At 49.0% G+C, this 15,430-nt stretch carries 15 protein-coding genes and 5 pseudogenes; 10 read left to right on the plus strand and 10 right to left on the minus strand.

Going from position 1 to position 15,430, the window contains the following annotated elements; translation table 11 throughout:
• Positions 1-24: 24 nt before the first annotated feature.
• Positions 25-633, minus strand: a complete 609-nt coding sequence (gene ybjG / locus OGV38_RS13975; protein ID WP_016156091.1) for an undecaprenyl-diphosphate phosphatase — start codon at positions 631-633, stop codon at positions 25-27.
• Between the two features lie 297 nt (positions 634-930).
• On the opposite strand from ybjG, the gene OGV38_RS13980 reads away from it, so the two are divergent.
• Positions 931-2,163 carry an MFS transporter gene (locus tag OGV38_RS13980; protein WP_016156092.1) on the plus strand — a complete coding sequence of 411 codons (1,233 nt, stop codon included), beginning with the start codon at positions 931-933 and terminating at the stop codon, positions 2,161-2,163.
• A 28-nt stretch (positions 2,164-2,191) separates the two neighbouring features.
• Here OGV38_RS13980 and OGV38_RS13985 read toward each other — a convergent pair whose 3' ends face one another.
• From OGV38_RS13985 to OGV38_RS13995, 3 genes are all read right to left on the minus strand, one after another.
• Positions 2,192-2,473, minus strand: coding sequence for a hypothetical protein (locus OGV38_RS13985; protein WP_019076373.1), 282 nt, complete (start codon positions 2,471-2,473; stop codon positions 2,192-2,194).
• 106 nt (positions 2,474-2,579) lie between these two features.
• The gene (locus OGV38_RS13990; RefSeq protein WP_049270791.1) at positions 2,580-3,395 is read right to left on the minus strand and encodes a Cof-type HAD-IIB family hydrolase; all 816 of its coding nucleotides are present in this window, start codon (positions 3,393-3,395) and stop codon (positions 2,580-2,582) included.
• Positions 3,395-4,603, minus strand: coding sequence for an MFS transporter (locus OGV38_RS13995; RefSeq protein ID WP_032946991.1), 1,209 nt, complete (start codon positions 4,601-4,603; stop codon positions 3,395-3,397). The genes OGV38_RS13990 and OGV38_RS13995 overlap by 1 nt, the downstream gene beginning before the upstream one ends.
• A gap of 85 nt (positions 4,604-4,688) precedes the next feature.
• Between OGV38_RS13995 and OGV38_RS14000 the strand changes: the two genes are divergently transcribed.
• Positions 4,689-5,249: a TetR/AcrR family transcriptional regulator gene (locus OGV38_RS14000; protein WP_049270788.1), complete on the plus strand. Its 561-nt coding sequence runs from the start codon at positions 4,689-4,691 to the stop codon at positions 5,247-5,249.
• Here the strand turns inward: OGV38_RS14000 and OGV38_RS14005 are convergent.
• Positions 5,236-6,033, minus strand: a complete 798-nt coding sequence (locus OGV38_RS14005; protein ID WP_019076378.1) for an SDR family NAD(P)-dependent oxidoreductase — start codon at positions 6,031-6,033, stop codon at positions 5,236-5,238. The genes OGV38_RS14000 and OGV38_RS14005 overlap by 14 nt on opposite strands.
• Before the next feature lie 278 nt (positions 6,034-6,311).
• Positions 6,312-6,623: an outer membrane protein assembly factor BamE domain-containing protein gene (gene bamE / locus OGV38_RS14010; protein WP_269517535.1), complete on the minus strand. Its 312-nt coding sequence runs from the start codon at positions 6,621-6,623 to the stop codon at positions 6,312-6,314.
• Positions 6,624-6,751: 128 nt separating this feature from the next.
• Here bamE and OGV38_RS14015 point away from each other — a divergent pair.
• Together OGV38_RS14015 and OGV38_RS14020 are read left to right on the plus strand one after the other, a co-directional pair.
• Positions 6,752-6,967, plus strand: a pseudogene (locus OGV38_RS14015) (hypothetical protein); the annotation flags it as partial.
• A gap of 573 nt (positions 6,968-7,540) precedes the next feature.
• Complete coding sequence (locus tag OGV38_RS14020; RefSeq protein WP_269517533.1) at positions 7,541-8,674, plus strand: FRG domain-containing protein; 1,134 nt, start codon at positions 7,541-7,543, stop codon at positions 8,672-8,674.
• Between the two features lie 92 nt (positions 8,675-8,766).
• Here the strand turns inward: OGV38_RS14020 and OGV38_RS14025 are convergent.
• A pseudogene (locus OGV38_RS14025) lies at positions 8,767-9,505 on the minus strand (phage portal protein); the annotation flags it as partial.
• Between OGV38_RS14025 and OGV38_RS14030 the strand changes: the two are divergent.
• Entirely contained in the window at positions 9,452-9,802 is a 351-nt protein-coding gene (locus OGV38_RS14030) for a phage virion morphogenesis protein (protein ID WP_415271167.1), read from the plus strand. The pseudogene OGV38_RS14025 and the gene OGV38_RS14030 overlap by 54 nt on opposite strands.
• Here the strand turns inward: OGV38_RS14030 and OGV38_RS14035 are convergent.
• A complete protein-coding gene (locus OGV38_RS14035) occupies positions 9,744-10,550 on the minus strand; it encodes a DUF6216 family protein (protein ID WP_269517532.1) in 807 nt (268 codons plus the stop codon). The two genes, OGV38_RS14030 and OGV38_RS14035, sit on opposite strands and share 59 nt — an antisense overlap.
• Positions 10,551-10,654: 104 nt before the next feature.
• Between OGV38_RS14035 and OGV38_RS14040 the strand changes: the two are divergent.
• From OGV38_RS14040 to OGV38_RS14055, 4 genes and pseudogenes are all read left to right on the plus strand, one after another.
• Positions 10,655-11,234: pseudogene (locus tag OGV38_RS14040) on the plus strand (phage baseplate assembly protein V).
• A pseudogene (locus tag OGV38_RS14045) lies at positions 11,231-11,521 on the plus strand (GPW/gp25 family protein); the annotation flags it as partial. The pseudogenes OGV38_RS14040 and OGV38_RS14045, both read left to right, overlap by 4 nt.
• 76 nt (positions 11,522-11,597) lie before the next feature.
• Positions 11,598-12,092: pseudogene (locus tag OGV38_RS14050) on the plus strand (contractile injection system protein, VgrG/Pvc8 family); the annotation flags it as partial.
• A 67-nt stretch (positions 12,093-12,159) separates the two neighbouring features.
• The gene (locus tag OGV38_RS14055) at positions 12,160-12,375 is read left to right on the plus strand and encodes an ogr/Delta-like zinc finger family protein (RefSeq protein WP_047359400.1); all 216 of its coding nucleotides are present in this window, start codon (positions 12,160-12,162) and stop codon (positions 12,373-12,375) included.
• A gap of 287 nt (positions 12,376-12,662) precedes the next feature.
• Here OGV38_RS14055 and OGV38_RS14060 read toward each other — a convergent pair whose 3' ends face one another.
• Positions 12,663-14,348 (minus strand): aspartate:alanine antiporter, encoded by a 1,686-nt coding sequence (locus tag OGV38_RS14060; protein WP_016152406.1) that lies wholly within the window; start codon positions 14,346-14,348, stop codon positions 12,663-12,665.
• Between the two features lie 269 nt (positions 14,349-14,617).
• On the opposite strand from OGV38_RS14060, the gene OGV38_RS14065 reads away from it, so the two are divergent.
• Positions 14,618-14,998: an inner membrane protein YbjM gene (locus tag OGV38_RS14065; protein WP_016152407.1), complete on the plus strand. Its 381-nt coding sequence runs from the start codon at positions 14,618-14,620 to the stop codon at positions 14,996-14,998.
• Between the two features lie 34 nt (positions 14,999-15,032).
• On the opposite strand, the gene OGV38_RS14070 is transcribed toward OGV38_RS14065, so the two are convergent.
• The gene (locus tag OGV38_RS14070; RefSeq protein WP_016152408.1) at positions 15,033-15,296 is read right to left on the minus strand and encodes a GrxA family glutaredoxin; all 264 of its coding nucleotides are present in this window, start codon (positions 15,294-15,296) and stop codon (positions 15,033-15,035) included.
• Positions 15,297-15,430: the final 134 nt, after the last annotated feature.

Consider the following 15,430-nt stretch of genomic DNA (forward strand, 5'->3'; position numbering starts at 1 on the left):
TAATACTACTCTTTTTACCGTGGGTTAGTCACGCACCCAGCCTTTACGGATGGGCAGAGCGAAGCAGGCGCGATAGCCATTTTGCAAGCCGAGGTACAGGGGCGTGCCAAACCGCTGCCAGATCATCTGGGCGCTCAGGCAGCCAATCAGCCCGGCGAGTAATCCTCCCAGCATATCCAGCGGCCAGTGTACGCCAAGGTAGACCCGCGACCAGGCAATCGCCACAGCAACGACCATCAGCAGAGCGCCCGTCCACAGCCGATGCCAGAACAGGAAAGCCAGTGCAAAGGTAAAGATAACCGTACCGTGATCGCTCGGGAAAGAGTCATCCGCCGCATGATGCAGGAAGTTGTAACCGATGTGGTTAACAAACGGACGATCGTGAGGGAACAGATGCCCCATCAGCCATGAAATCGTCAGACCGACGATCAGCGCAATCGCCATTTTTATAACTAACTGGCGCTGGAGAGTAACCTGGGCCCGCGGCCCCCAAAGCCAAAGCACAACGGCTAACAGCGGTACGATGTTAATCAGGTCTTTGGCAATAAAAATGGCAAGCGATATCATCCATTGCGCAGAGTCCGGCGTGGCATTGATGAGATAAAAAAGTGAGTTGTTCAGATTTTCCAGCATAACGTCCAGACTCAGTGTAATCGTTAAAAAGGCCCAAGAGGGGAGAGCATAAAATTGCTTTCACGGGATAAAAAGCGGTCTTGTCTTATTTGTCTGTTAAATGACTATTTTTCAGACAATTAATGAGACTTATTGAACATGATAGCGGTCTCAACTTAAATTAACCTTAACGCAAAATGTTCCTGAGCAAATGAGTGTAAAAATGTGCGCAATTTGCTTTCAAATCACATAATTCACTATCACCAGTACGGCGCATTTATTACACTTTGCGCGATTTTTCTATAGTTAAGAGACTGCATGCAGAACCGTTTATCTTCAGGCGCCCGTTTGGGGCGTCAGGCATTACTTTTCCCTCTCTGTCTGGTGCTTTACGAATTCTCTACTTATATCGGCAACGATATGATCCAGCCCGGAATGTTGGCGGTGGTGGAGCAATATAATGCCGGATTAGATTGGGTGCCCACATCCATGACCGCCTATCTGGCTGGCGGCATGTTTTTGCAGTGGTTATTAGGACCGCTGTCGGATCGAATTGGACGTCGCCCGGTGATGTTAACCGGCGTGCTCTGGTTCATTGTGACCTGCCTTGCAACCCTGCTTGCGCAGAATATTGAGCAATTTACCTTCCTGCGTTTTTTACAAGGGATAAGCCTGTGCTTTATTGGCGCGGTGGGTTACGCCGCAATTCAGGAATCTTTTGAAGAAGCGGTGTGCATAAAAATTACCGCGCTGATGGCAAACGTAGCGTTGATTGCGCCCCTGCTGGGGCCGTTGGTCGGCGCAGCCTGGGTACATGTTCTGCCGTGGGAAGGGATGTTTATCCTGTTTGCCGCCCTGGCCGCCATCTCTTTTTTTGGTCTGCAACGCGCGATGCCGGAGACGGCAACCCGGCTTGGTGAAAAGCTGTCGATTAAAGAGCTGGGCAAAGATTATAGGCTGGTGCTGAGGAACGTGCGCTTTGTTGCAGGCGCGCTGGCATTGGGTTTTGTCAGCCTGCCGTTACTGGCGTGGATTGCGCAGTCCCCGATTATTATCATCAGCGGTGAACATCTCAGCAGCTACGAATATGGCCTGTTGCAGGTGCCGATTTTTGGCGCGTTGATTGCCGGTAACCTGGTACTGGCGCGCCTGACCTCGCGAAAAACCGTACGTTCGCTGATTATCATGGGCGGCTGGCCAATCGCCGTCGGGCTGGTGATTGCCGCTGCGGCCACGGTGGTGTCATCCCATGCGTATCTATGGATGACGGCGGGTTTAAGCATCTATGCGTTTGGTATTGGCGTGGCGAATGCTGGACTGGTACGTCTCACGCTGTTTGCCAGTGAAATGAGTAAGGGCACGGTTTCTGCCGCAATGGGTATGTTGCAGATGCTGATTTTTACCGTCGGTATTGAGCTGAGTAAACACGCTTATCTGCTCGGAGGAAACGGCTTGTTCAGCCTGTTCAATCTGGCAAGCGGCGTACTGTGGGTGATTCTGATGGTTATCTTCCTGAAAGATAAACGGGTAGGGGATTCACGGGAAGGTTAAAGCCCGGTTGCCCGGGCCAGGCAAAAACTTAGTGGTGATCGTCAATCTGGTGTTCGATGATCATTCCTTCACCGACGCTTGCAACATGTCGCGCATAAGGATGTGCGCGATAGACAGGCGCCGGGGCAGGCGCCGGAGCAACATACACCGTTTGTGGCGCTGTGGTAACGCTCACCGCCTGCGGAACGCTGACGGAAGAGGGCACTACCACCACCTTATAACCGCTTGGTACATCAACGGTAACGCTTTGCGCAAATGTTGTCCCCGCAAAACCCAGTAACAATGTCGCTATCAGTACACTTTTCTTCATAATCCGCTCGTCTGAATATTCACTGGAGGTAATAATCCAGCGGGTTAATTTGAGGCGGATTATGAATAGATCATGCCATCATTTTGTTGCCGTCTGTGCTAAGGCGTTATTGCGTAAACGGTGCTTCATTCTTTAACACGCGGTCGATAATATCCAGCACGCCCTCTTCGTTGTTCGACCCTGCGCGATATTTTGCCGCCTGGATAACCGGCTCATGGGCGTTCGCCATTGCAAAACTAAATCCTGCCTGACGCAGCATCTCAATATCATTGCCGCCATCGCCAAACACAACAACCTCATCGTCGGTAATATTCCAGCGTTGTTGCAGCAGACGCAGCCCGTTTGCCTTATGCACACCGGGTATAATTAAATCGATGCTGCCGTAGCCGGTATGTACCGGCACCATAATGTCGCCAATCGCCTCATGGAGGTCAGCCTGCACCTGGGGGATACGATCGTCTGAAATATTTAGCCCGAACTTGAAGAAAATGTCGTTGAGGTTGTCAAAATTATCCACAAATTCAAGACGATGATAATACATGGCGGAAACCGTCTTATGCTCATCGCTGTACCGCTTCAGGGTATAGGCGCTATTTTTACCGCAGGCGATAATGTCGATGTCCGTACGTGTCAGCAGATGTTCCACAATGGCCTGGAAATCGTCTTTTCCCAGCTCGCCGTTAAAGACATCTTCCCCTTCACTGACCACCCATCCGCCGTTTTCGGCGACAAATGAGATTTCACTGGCCAGTTCAGGGAAAAAGGAGATGAGCTGGTAATACTGGTTGCCGCTGGCGACCACAAAGCGGATCCCTTGTTCTTTCATCTGGCGATATTGCGCCATAAAGCGCTCACGATTATAGGTTTTTTGGTCGCTTAAAAATGTGCCGTCCATGTCGACTGCAATCAGTTTGATACGCATTAGCTGTTCTCCATCACAGTGGTGTTTTTGAGATCCGGTTTTGCCACCGCTTTCGCGACGATGGCGGCGACAAGCACCAGCGCCAGCACCACCAGCATAGCGCTACGCAGGCCGTAGTGTTCACCCAGGTAGCCCAGCAGCGGTGGTCCAACCAGGAATGCCAGATAGCCGGTAGTGGCGACAACGCTGACGCGGGTTGGCGCATCGGGGCCGGTGTCGCTGGCAGCCGAAATGGTCAGTGGGAAGCCCAGTGATGCGCCGAGTCCCCACAGAATAACGGAAACACCCGCCACCCAAGTGCTGTCGACAAAAATAATCAGGCTAATCCCAAGAGCCCCCATAAGCGCACTGGCGCGCACTACCGCGACGCGGCTGTAGCGGTCGATGAACCAGCCGCCGGTAAATCGTCCAACGGTCATGCCCAGCGTAAATCCGGCATAAATCAGCGAGCCTGATGTCGGGCTAAATCCATGTCCGTCCACCATCAGCAGCGGAAGCCAGTCGTTGGCGGAACCTTCAGCAAATGCCATTGCGAGCACCACGACGCCAATCAGCAATAACTGAATATCGCGATAAAAAGGCAGCCCTTTTTCGCCGGAGCGAGACCCGTCAGCGGCATTTTTACCCGTGCCGTCAGGAATGGCTTTGATGGCGATGAAGATAGGGGTGATAGCCACCATCGCCGCCAGCAAGATATGCGCGGTCGCCGGTACGCTGAAGGCGGTAAGCATCATCCCGACTCCGGCACCCGCCAGCGTTCCCAGGCTGTAAAAACCGTGCATCATCGGCAGTACGGTTTTATTCATTTCGCGCTCAACAGCCGCACCTTCGACGTTGATGGCAACTTCTGCTGCGCCAAAGCTGGCGCCGAACACGCCCAGACCAAATGCGAAAAGCCATGCGGAATGCAGCCAGAGCGCCACGCTGAGGATTGCCATTCCGAGGACTGCGCAAGACATGGTGGTGCGGATCACTTTACGCGTGCCAAATCGTTTCACCAGCCAGGCCGAACAAAGAATGCCACTCATCGAACCAATTGAGAGTCCAAACAGCACCGCGCCCATTTCGGCGGTTGATATGGAGAGGATATCTCTGATGGCAGGGGTACGCGTTGCCCAGGAGGCCATTAATAATCCTGGTAAAAAGAAGAACGTGAACAGTGCCCAGGTGCGACGTCTTAAGGCTTTGCGTGATGAGATGCCAGTCATGAATTCGAGCCAAAGAAAAGAGGAAAGAAGACAACCTTAGCAAGGTTGTGTACATTTGTACACAAATGCAAGAAGAGGTAATGCAGTGCGACGTGCGAACGATCCGCAGCGGCGGGAAAAAATAGTTCAGGCGACTCTGGATGCGGTAATAGCCCATGGTATTCATGCGGTTACACATCGGAAGATTGCGACAATTGCTCAGGTGCCCTTGGGTTCTATGACCTATTACTTTTCGGGAATTGATGAGCTTTTAATGGAGGCGTTTGAGCGTTTTACTGACAGGATGATGCTGCAGTATCAGGCTTTTTTTGCCGACGTTGAGGATGCGTCGCAGGCTTGCCATGCGATTACCGATATGATTTACAGCTCCCAGGTCACGACACCCGATAACATGGAGCTCATGTATCAGCTGTATGCCTTCGCCAGCCGTAAACCGGCACTAAAAACGGTGATGCAAAACTGGATGTTACGCAGCCAACAAACGCTGGAGCAGTGGTTTGCTCCGGTTACGGCGCGGGCGCTGGATGCGTTTATTGAAGGGATGACGCTGCATTTTGTCACGGACAAAAAACCGCTGCGGCGAGAAGATATCTTGCTGATGGTGGAGCGTATTGCGGGGTTGCCCGCAACGGTCAGTTGTGCGTAGCGCCGCCGGTAATATTCACCACCGTTGCGGTGATTGCTCCGGCATGGTCTGAAGCCAGAAAGGTCATTACCTCTGCGATTTGTGCAAGCGTAGGCAGGCGCCCAAGCATGGTACTTTGCGCCGCACCACCTAACCATTGTGCGACGGTAATACCCATGGACTGCGCTTTAGCGGTAAAAATCTCCCCGGTATAGGAACCGGCCTGAACGGCATCCACAATCGCATGCGAGCGCACGCCGACGACCCGAATATTCGCCGGCCCCAGTTCGCTGGCGAGCGCTTTAATAAAGGCCTCTGTTCCCGCACAGCCAACGATGTGTCCCAGATGTCCAGGCATCGCCATCGGGGCCGCGGGCGCAACAACGGTGAGAATGACGCCCGCACGATTGCCGCCCATGTGTGGCGTTACGGCTTTTGCGATATTGAACTGCGCCGAGAGGAAAGGGGTGATACCGCTCATAAACTCAGAAAGGGATAACGCCTCGATGCGTTTGCCCTGTTCATGCATAAAGCCGGTTGCGTTAACCGCCACATCTATTCCACCGGTTTGCTGCGCAAGGTGAGTAACTTGTTTTGAGGTGCCGTATTCGTCGAGGACATCGGCGACAAAGGTTTCGACGGCACCGCCCGCGGTTCGAATACTACTGGCCGCCCAATCCAGCTTTTCCTGACTACGCGCGCCCAGATACACATGGGCGCCTTCACGCGCCATGGCATGCGCAACTGCACTGCCTATAGCGCCGCTGCCACCGAAAATTACCGCGACTTTGCCTGCGAGTAACATAGCAACCACCTATTACCATTTAGCTCTGACTAAAAGTATGTGTCATAACCAGCATGCTGCAAATGTGACAGAGAGTTTCGGGGGGAGGGAGTCAGCGATTGCAAAATTCAGGCAACAAAAAACCATTTATGTAAATGGGTTAATTAAAACAGCGAGTTGTATAATAATCAATAAGTTAGTTTAGTGGTGAGAAGTGACGACTACGGGGCATTGCCAACCGCTGCCGCCACTTTGTCTCGACTAACGTTTAACTAACTAATGTCATCAGAGTGCGCGTATTAAAATACCACAACACCTTTGACGGGAGCGCCTGCACCACGGATTTCGCCGCTTCCATAAGAGACGACTTTCCCGTTTTCAAAGGTAACGTAGTAATCACCTTTATCCCATCCCCAACCAGATGTTAACCGATTGCTGTACTGGATTTGTTCGCTGTTACCTTTAACTGCATCACCATCAGGGGTTCCAAGCAAATCAATTACTTGTTGTTTTGTCATTCCAACCTGAACGTTGTGGATTTTTTCACCAGCAGTACAGCTTGCTAAAACTGCCACGGTAAAGCCGATCATCATTAATTTTTTGAAGTTCATTTCTCAGTATCTATGGATTGTGAGCAGTAATTATTTACCAACCAATATTATGTGACATTGATCACGCTCTAGAGGACTCAATGATTCCATGAATAATTTTTAATGAGCTGGTACAGAATAAACACCCTATAAAACCGAAGCGGCGGAAGGGGTACAAACAGCAGATTAGCAATCATCAGCGCCAGCAGCTTGATTCTGAGTTGAGGTCTAGGGGATTTGATGCGAGTGATACCGAGGTGGATCTGCTTCTGCGTGGTGGCAGTATCCTGTCCGGGGCTGGGCTGCGTTTGTTCTACCGAAATAAGTGCCTGCAGGAAGATGATAAATGGCGGCAGTGGTACTAAGAGGGCTGGAATGAGGCTATCTATTAATCAAAGGGTTAGCTGATTAAAAAACTATTTCAGCTTTAAATACATATGATGAGCTGTATATATAAACAGTGATATTGGGAGGGAGTTGTGAACGATTTGTTCATGGAGTCACTTGCACTGCAGCGGATAGAACTTATGACCCGGCTGGTCGCCAGCTCAGATTGTAGCGATGACGACAAGGAGGTGGCGATCTCCTGGCTGTCGGAGTTGACGAGTGATCTGGTTACCAGGCTAAATGAGTACGGAGTAAGGCAGGATGAAAGCACGCATTAGTGATTTTTCACCGTTGGAATCTCCCTCCCATACAGCATACGGTGACTTGATAACGCAGTGCATGCCTATGGTGCATGTATTCGCATGATCCAAAAAGGATCACAATGGGTCGTGGCCGCCAGAACTGGCGCGCTTTCCGGCCCGTCATGCACCTGCATGAAAACCACTACACAAAGCGGGTAGGCGTGGCAGGGATACGAGCGCGCGCTGACTCTTGTTAGTATATGAAGCTAATGCAATGATATCCGAAGTTGAAATCATTGGAGGATGAAAATGATAGGGCAATGGTGCGGGAATTATACTGGTACAAATAATGGGTTTGCGATTCTAAATATTGAAGCAGAGAAAGGTCTTCTTTGTGGTGCTTTATATTTAAATGATAATTTGAATGGAACTCCAGGATTGGTATGTTGGATCTTTATTAATAAGGATCTTCAAACACAAACAATTAACCAGACTCAGCTTTACCCTATTAACCCAATGACATTTCTAGCTGAAGAAGATAAGGACCATTTTCTTTATGGATATAATAAGCTATATCCTGACTATCGTTTTCCAGAAGAACTAATCATTGAGTTGAGCTTTGTTGACCAATCGCTTAATATTAAAGTGAAGTCTAATATCGGTAATGATGTTGAAGCTAACTTGGAGAATAAGATCTCCGCGTGCGACTCTAAACTAAATGCTACTCGTATGTCGTGGGATGAATTTAAAGTGTACTCATCTGGTGTTGACTACCGTCAAGTAGTTTTTCGTGGGCAGGCGGATATTTGGCCATTACGTACATCATTCCATAGAAATAAAAGATTTGATGTTATTAAATATGTAATGAAAGACATACCATTGCTTTATGGAAGATCTATTGGGCTAACATCTCATTTATTTGATTTGAAGAATGAAATGGAGAATGGTGCATTTTACAGCTTGCTTCAGCATCATGGTTACCCCACACCACTATTAGATTGGTCATATTCACCTTTTGTTGCGGCTTTTTTTGCATTTAAAAACATCGAAGCTGGCGTTGTAAGTAGTGGTAATTCAGAGAGAATGGTAAGGATATTTGTTTTTGATATTGTGAAGTGGAGATTTAGCTATGCCCAGTATAAAAATATTACTGATTGTAGGCTCCATGTATCTGTTGGTGAATTCCTTCCTATTAACAATGCGCGAGCCTTGCCCCAGCAAGCACTAACAACATATACGAACGTTTATGATATCGAAGGTTTTATTTATGAACATGGGGTTAAATCAGATTTTGAATTTCTAAAGGCAATTGACATACCAGTTTCCGATTATTATAAAGCAATGAATGATCTTTCGTTGATGGGGGTGACTGCTTCTACATTATTCCCGGGCATTGATGGTATGTGCGAAGAAATGAAAAGGTTAAACTTCCCTCATGTCTAGATTTTTTCTGGCTGATTAGTATGGAGATAAGGCAGCACATATAGCGGCATGTACTGCTTTTTATAAAAGTTATAATTGATAAGCTTAAAAGTTCAAAATTTTTCGCCTAACCATTCATTTATTTCGCAAATACGTCTTTGCATTGGTAATAATTCATTGCGCACAAATACATTCGCCGCTTTCTCCACATCCCCAAAACCTCCAACATTACTCGGCATTATTCCCATCATTTGCGGCGGTACACGATGCGCCGCCATCATGTCATCACGGCTGACGTTCTTGATGTTCAGAAACTCATCCTTAGCCGCCACTTCTGACAGCGGGATAATCTGAAACCGTCTTTCTTCCCATTGGGTGAATACATAAACAAGTTGCGAAAGTTACCCGGTCCTTTGGCGCTTTTCATGGCCTGGCGGATATTGTTCACGTCCTCCTGGTTCTGCGCCGCGTCGGTCATGTACATGATAAAACCCGCATGACTGCCTTGATGTAATACTTGCGGCGGAATAGCGTGGTGGACTTGTTGAGCAGGGCGGAAGGGATGGCGAAAAGATATTCCGGCAGGCCGTAAATATCCTGGTTTAAATCCGGTTCCATTAGATTAAAGATGCTGCCTTTTGTGAACTCATACGGCTGTGTTGTCATGCTGTATTGCACAAACCAGTAGGTATCCAGATCCACGCCGCAGCGTGTATATTCCGCCTGCGATGGCACTAGTGACAGAATACCACCGAGCCGGTTGGTGCGTTTCTCCAGATAGGCGTTACCAAACACCAGATAGTCCTGCACGAACCGGCTGAATGCCTGCTGACTCAGCAGCGGGTGCGGGACAGCGGCTTTGAGCCGCGCCGGGTAACAGTCCGCAGTAAGAAGGGGCGTATCAAAAGCCAGATGTTTGCGAAGCTACGCACGGCGAAATACCTGAATATTGTAGCCAGTGCCGACTCTGCCAGCGTGCAGTTTGAGGGCAAGGTGCAGCGCATTGCCCGTGTTCACCACTACGGCCTGCGTGATCGTGTAAGCAGGAAGGAACCGGAGGTGCGCTATGCTGAGCGCCGCCTACCGAGCATTAATGGTGAGTCTTACTTTCTAACTCTTGATATATTGCATAGATTCCTTCTGTCTTGAATTCACCATTTGCCCAATGAATTGCACTTTTTTGTTCAGTTAGAATATATTTCCTGACTTTTTTAGAATAATGAATGGTCAACATAAAACCTAAAGAAAACCATAATAGAATAAATATAGTCATTGGGGCAAAGGAATAGATAAAGAATTTGTCTTTAACGAACTTCTTGACTGCTTTATCAATATAAACATTCCCTTCATCAGTGGTTAGTATTTTACAAAGAATTTCTTTATGTTCGATTGTTAATGATTTGTACTTCTCTGAACTAGCAGGGGATGACTGTTCGCAATCATCCTTTGATATTTCCCAGTCAGGAGTGGTTAATATTGTAGCCGAAGTCGCCAGTTTTTTTGACATGTAAAATGATTCACCGGACTTTATCCAATAAAGCAGTGTGCTATTTGGTGGGGTTCTAATGGTTTGGATGAAAACTGGACCAAAAATATAAATCGCATACAAAAAAAGAAGTGAAAAGAGAACCGCGATTGATTTTTCAGCCCATGTGATAGTAGGTAGCCTTTTTAATGATATTCGTATAAGGAAAAAATTTAAAATAAACGCAGGTATTCCTGATTTTTTCAAAATTACATCATGAGATTTTCTATATTTGAATAGTGCTCTTATAACTATCGTCACCAAAGTTATAGCAGCTCCAACAATAGAAATCCATGCGGCAAGTGCTGCTGCTGGGGAGTTTAAAAATTCAGCATTAAAGATATTAGAACTTATTGGATTCATAACACTCATTCATCTACCTGTTGGTTGTTTTTTTATCCTTTAATCAATTTGTACCATCGATACCACAATTTGCAAGAAGTTATAAACAAGTTTTCAGCTGTCATCATATATCTATGAACGCACAACTTACTGAAATAATGCGCCTTATCACCAACCTGATCCGCACCGGCACTGTGACCGAAGTGGACCGGGAAAAGTGGCTGTGTCGGGTGAAAGTGGGCGAGCTTGAAACCAACTGGATTAACTGGCTGACGCTGCGCGCCGGTGGTGCCCGTATATGGTGGTGTCCGTCGCCGGATGAGCTGGTGGTGGTGCTGAGCATGGGCGGCAATCTGGAAACCGCATTTGTGCTGCCCGCTATCTACTCCAATCAGTTTCCGCCGCCGTTGGATTCCGTGGACGGCTGCGTGACGGGAGTACCCGGACGGGGGCTGGTTTGAGTATGAACCCGCCACCGGACGATGGCATGGCCGGGGTATCAAATCCATGGTGATCTAAGCGGCGGAAAATATCACCCTTAAAACCGGTGAGTTTGTGGTGGAGGCTGATACCACGCGCATTAACAGCGAGATAGTGATCAATGGTGGTGTCACTCTGGGCGGTAGCGCGATGAGTTCCAATGGGATCGTAGTTGATGACCATGAGCATACTGGTGTTCTGAAAGGCGGCGCGAACACGGGAGGTCCGGTATGACGTTGTATATCGGTATGAGCAGGAACGACGGGCAGGCTATCGCAGATACAGACTATCTGCGCCAGTCCGTGCGGGATATTCTGCTGACGCCGCAGGGCAGCCGTCTTGCCCGCCGGGAATATGGTTCCGTGCTGTCTGCCTTTATTGACCAGCCGCAGAATCCGGCACTGCGCCTGCAGATTATGTCTGTGGTCTATGTGGCTCTGAACCGCTGGGAACCGCGCCTTACGCTGGACTCCATCACCATCAACGGCAATTTTGATGGCTCTATGGTGGTTGAACTTACCTGATACAGCAATAACGGCGCGCCGGTTTCCCTTTCCGTATCAACAGGAGGCTTTTATGCACACGTTAGCGCAGTCGGTTATCACCATCACGCGCAAAGCCGGTGACGGTCATCGGTTCACCCTTGCTGATCGTGGTGCCTATACCGGTGTTATTGCCAGCTGGTTGCATACGCGTGAACCCGGGAAAAAAGAGACAACCAGTGTTAAGCGTCGTTGAAAGAAAACCACCACACCCAAAGAGCCGGAAGCAAAACAGGGAGATTATCTGGTGGGAACGGATGAAAATGTGCTGGTTCTTAATCGTACCTATGCCAACCGGAGCAATGCAGCGCGCGCAGCAAAAATGCAGTGGGAACGCCTGCAGCGCGGGGTTGCTTCATTTTCCCTGCAGCTCGCTGAGAGGCAGGCTGATCTCTATACGGAAATGCCGGTGAAGGTGACGGGGTTTAAGCAGCCGATCGATGATGCAGAATGGACCATTACCACCTTGACGCATTCTGTCAGCGCGGATAATGGATTTACGACCAGCATGGAGCTTGAAGTGAAAATAGATGAGTTCGCAATGGAATGATTAGTTCCAAATTGCGAACAATGATGCATCATTATTGCGAGATGGTTAATAATGAGGGCTGATTATTATGATGAATTGTCCTATGTGCGGGCAGGCTGCACATACCCGAAGCAGCTTCCAGGTTTCCAATGAAACCAAAGAACGCTACAACCAGTGCACTAACATCGAATGCGGGCATACTTTCGTGACCCATGAAACTTTTGTGCACTCAGTATGCCGACCGCAAAAAATCAGCGCAGCACCGCCTCATCCAAAAGGTATGCAGGAACAATTTGCTTACTAATACTGACCCGCCGCTGGCGGGTTTTTTACGTCTGGTGCTGCCATGACAAAAGCGCTGTCGCCACTTTGTCGCCACATCTGAATAAGTGGTTCTCTAATTGGTTGATTAGAATAGGGATGAATTTCAGGCAACAAAAAACCCATCAACCTTGAACCAAAACGGCGGGGTTGATGGGCTCCACAAATTGGGGACATCAAAGAAAAGCAGTGGCAATAGTTATGACTGACGTCTTGAAGAAAAGTTCTGCTTACCTGCAAAAAATTTTCGTTTAAGAGTAAATTTCAGCGCTAACCAAGCCCAGGCCAGACAATGACGATGAGTGTCCCCGCTAATGTCAGCAGTACGTTGGCAATTGCGTAGGTCCCGGCATAGCCTAATGCGGGGATGTTGCTGCGTGCCGTATCGCTGATGATTTCCATTGCCGGAGCGCAGGTACGCGCGCCCATCATGGCGCCAAAAAGCAGGGCGCGGTTCATGCGCAATACGTAAGCACCGAATAAGAAACAGATGACAACCGGCACCAGGCTGACAACCAGGCCGGCAATCAGCATTTGACCACCCACGGCGCCAAGGCCATTGCCAATGCCGCTGCCCGCGCTTAAACCGACGCCTGCCATAAATACCATCAGGCCAAACTCTTTGACCATGTTCAGCGCCCCCTGTGGGATATAGCCAAACGTTGGATGGTTGGCACGCAGGAAGCCCAGCATGATCCCAGCGAACAGCAGTCCAGCCGCATTCCCGATGCCGAAGCTGAAATTACTGAACTGGAAGGTGATCATCCCGATCATCAGACCGATGATAAAGAAGGCGCAGAAAGCCAGCAGATCGGTCACCTGACTGTGAATGGAAATGAAGCCGATACGATCGGCAATGGTTTTGACGCGGCGAGCATCCCCACTGACCTGCAGCACGTCGCCTTTATTAAGCACGACGTTATCATCGATAGGCATTTCAATCTGGCTACGGATCACGCGGTTGAGAAAACAGCCGTGATCGGTCAGCTTCAACTGGGCCAGACGGCGGCCAACGGCATTGTGGTTTTTCACCACAATCTCTTCAGTGACGATGCGCATATCGAGCAGATCGCGATCGAACACCTCTTTACCATTACGGAAGCTGGGATCGAGGCGGGCATGCGCATCCGGATAACCCACCAAGGCTATCTCATCACCCATTTGCAGTACCGCGTCGCCATCCGGGTTGGCCAGGATGCCGTTGCGACGGATGCGTTCAATGTAACAACCGGTCTGGCGATAGATACCCAGCTCGCGCAGATTTTTGCCATCGGCCCATGCCACCAGTTCCGGGCCAACGCGATAGGCACGAATTACCGGCAGATAAACCTTACGGTTGGCATCAGTATCCAGACCCCGTTCACGTGCGATTTGTTGGGCGCTGGTTTGCAGATCCTGATGCTGAAGTTTCGGCAGGTAGCGCGCGCCAACAATCAGACTGACCAAACCAATCAAATAGGTGAGCGCATAACCGAGGCTCAGGTTATCGAGGGCGGTTGAAAGCGATGTCCCCGACATTCCGGAATGGCGCAAGGTGTCACCCGCGCCGACCAGCACCGGCGTTGAGGTCATCGAGCCGGCCAGCATACCTGCCGTCAGGCCGATGTCCCAGCCAAATAGCTTACCCAGCCCCAGGGCGATCAGCATGGCGCTGCCGACCATCACCAGAGCAAGCATTAGATAATTTTTCCCATCGCGAAAAAAAATCGAAAAAAAGTTGGGACCGGCTTCGACGCCGACACAAAAAATAAACAGCATAAAGCCGAGATTTAATGCATCGGTGTTAATACTAAAGTGCTGTTGACCTAATAATAGGGACACCACTAAAACGCCAATGGAATTACCGAGTTGGACTGAACCCAGACGTAATTTACCCAGACACAGGCCCAGTGCCAGGACCACAAATAATAACAGGATGTAATTCCCATTTAACAAATCTGCGACGTTTATATTCACGGAGACTAACTTCTTGTTTACTAGTAAGCTATTGAAAGAAATGGCAATTTACGCTAATGTTTTTGCCAGAAATTAAGGGGCGACAGCTTCGTACACAGCCCCAAATAATGCAGCATAACAATATATGCGGTTAGTTTAATCTCATTACGTATCAACGGCTATAAGAATCGTGTGAGTGTGTTTTTGGCATGGAATGCCTGGTTACTTTATCTGACTGGACGCCTGCGGGCGAAAAGAGTGTTCGATAGAGAATGTGTCAGGAGGAACAATTGAAACATAAGCAAAGTTGGGCGGGTGCGGTCTGCTGCTTTGTGCTCTTTATTGTGGTGTGTCTTTCATTAACGCTGAACGTGAAAGGGGCATTCAGAGCGGCAGGGCATCCTGAGGTCGGATTGTTGTTTTTTATCCTGCCTGGTGCTGCAGCAAGCTTTTTCTCCCATCGTCGGGAGGTGCTCAAACCCCTTCTTGGTGCCATGTTGGCGGCGCCGTGCTGTCTGTTACTGATGCGGTTCGTTTTTATGCCGACGCGTTCGTTGTGGCAAGAGCTGGCGTGGTTGTTTAGTGCGGTGTTTTGGTGCGCGCTTGGCGCATTGTGTTTTTTGTTTATCAGCAACTTGTTCAATCAGCATCATCGACGGAAAAAGAACTGAAGACGCCCTCCAGCGGAGGGCGTAGAAACGGCGATCAGGCGAACAGATTCATGTTCTCTTTTGCCCACGCTTCAAAATCCGTGCAGCCGCCGATGTGTTTTTGATCAACAAAAATCTGCGGAACGGTTTCAACTGGCTTACCTACCGTCTTTTCCAGATCGGCTTTCGTAATACCTTCGGCATGGATATCAATGTAGCGGAAGTTAAAATCGTCATGCTCATTGCTTAATTTTTCTGCTAATTCTTTTGCGCGCACGCAATACGGGCACCCTGGACGACCAAAAATAACGGCAAACATCTCTCTCTCCTCGAACTTATCAGGCCGGATGGCAATACTTGTTATGATGCCGCGATTTGTGACAGATGAAAAGCAGGTTCAGCCTGTTGCTTTGATATCCTCAAGCTATAACTGTTAAACACGACAAGCCGGAA

The organism is Citrobacter sp. Cb080, assembly GCF_030334745.1.
GTDB lineage: Bacteria > Pseudomonadota > Gammaproteobacteria > Enterobacterales > Enterobacteriaceae > Citrobacter > Citrobacter braakii.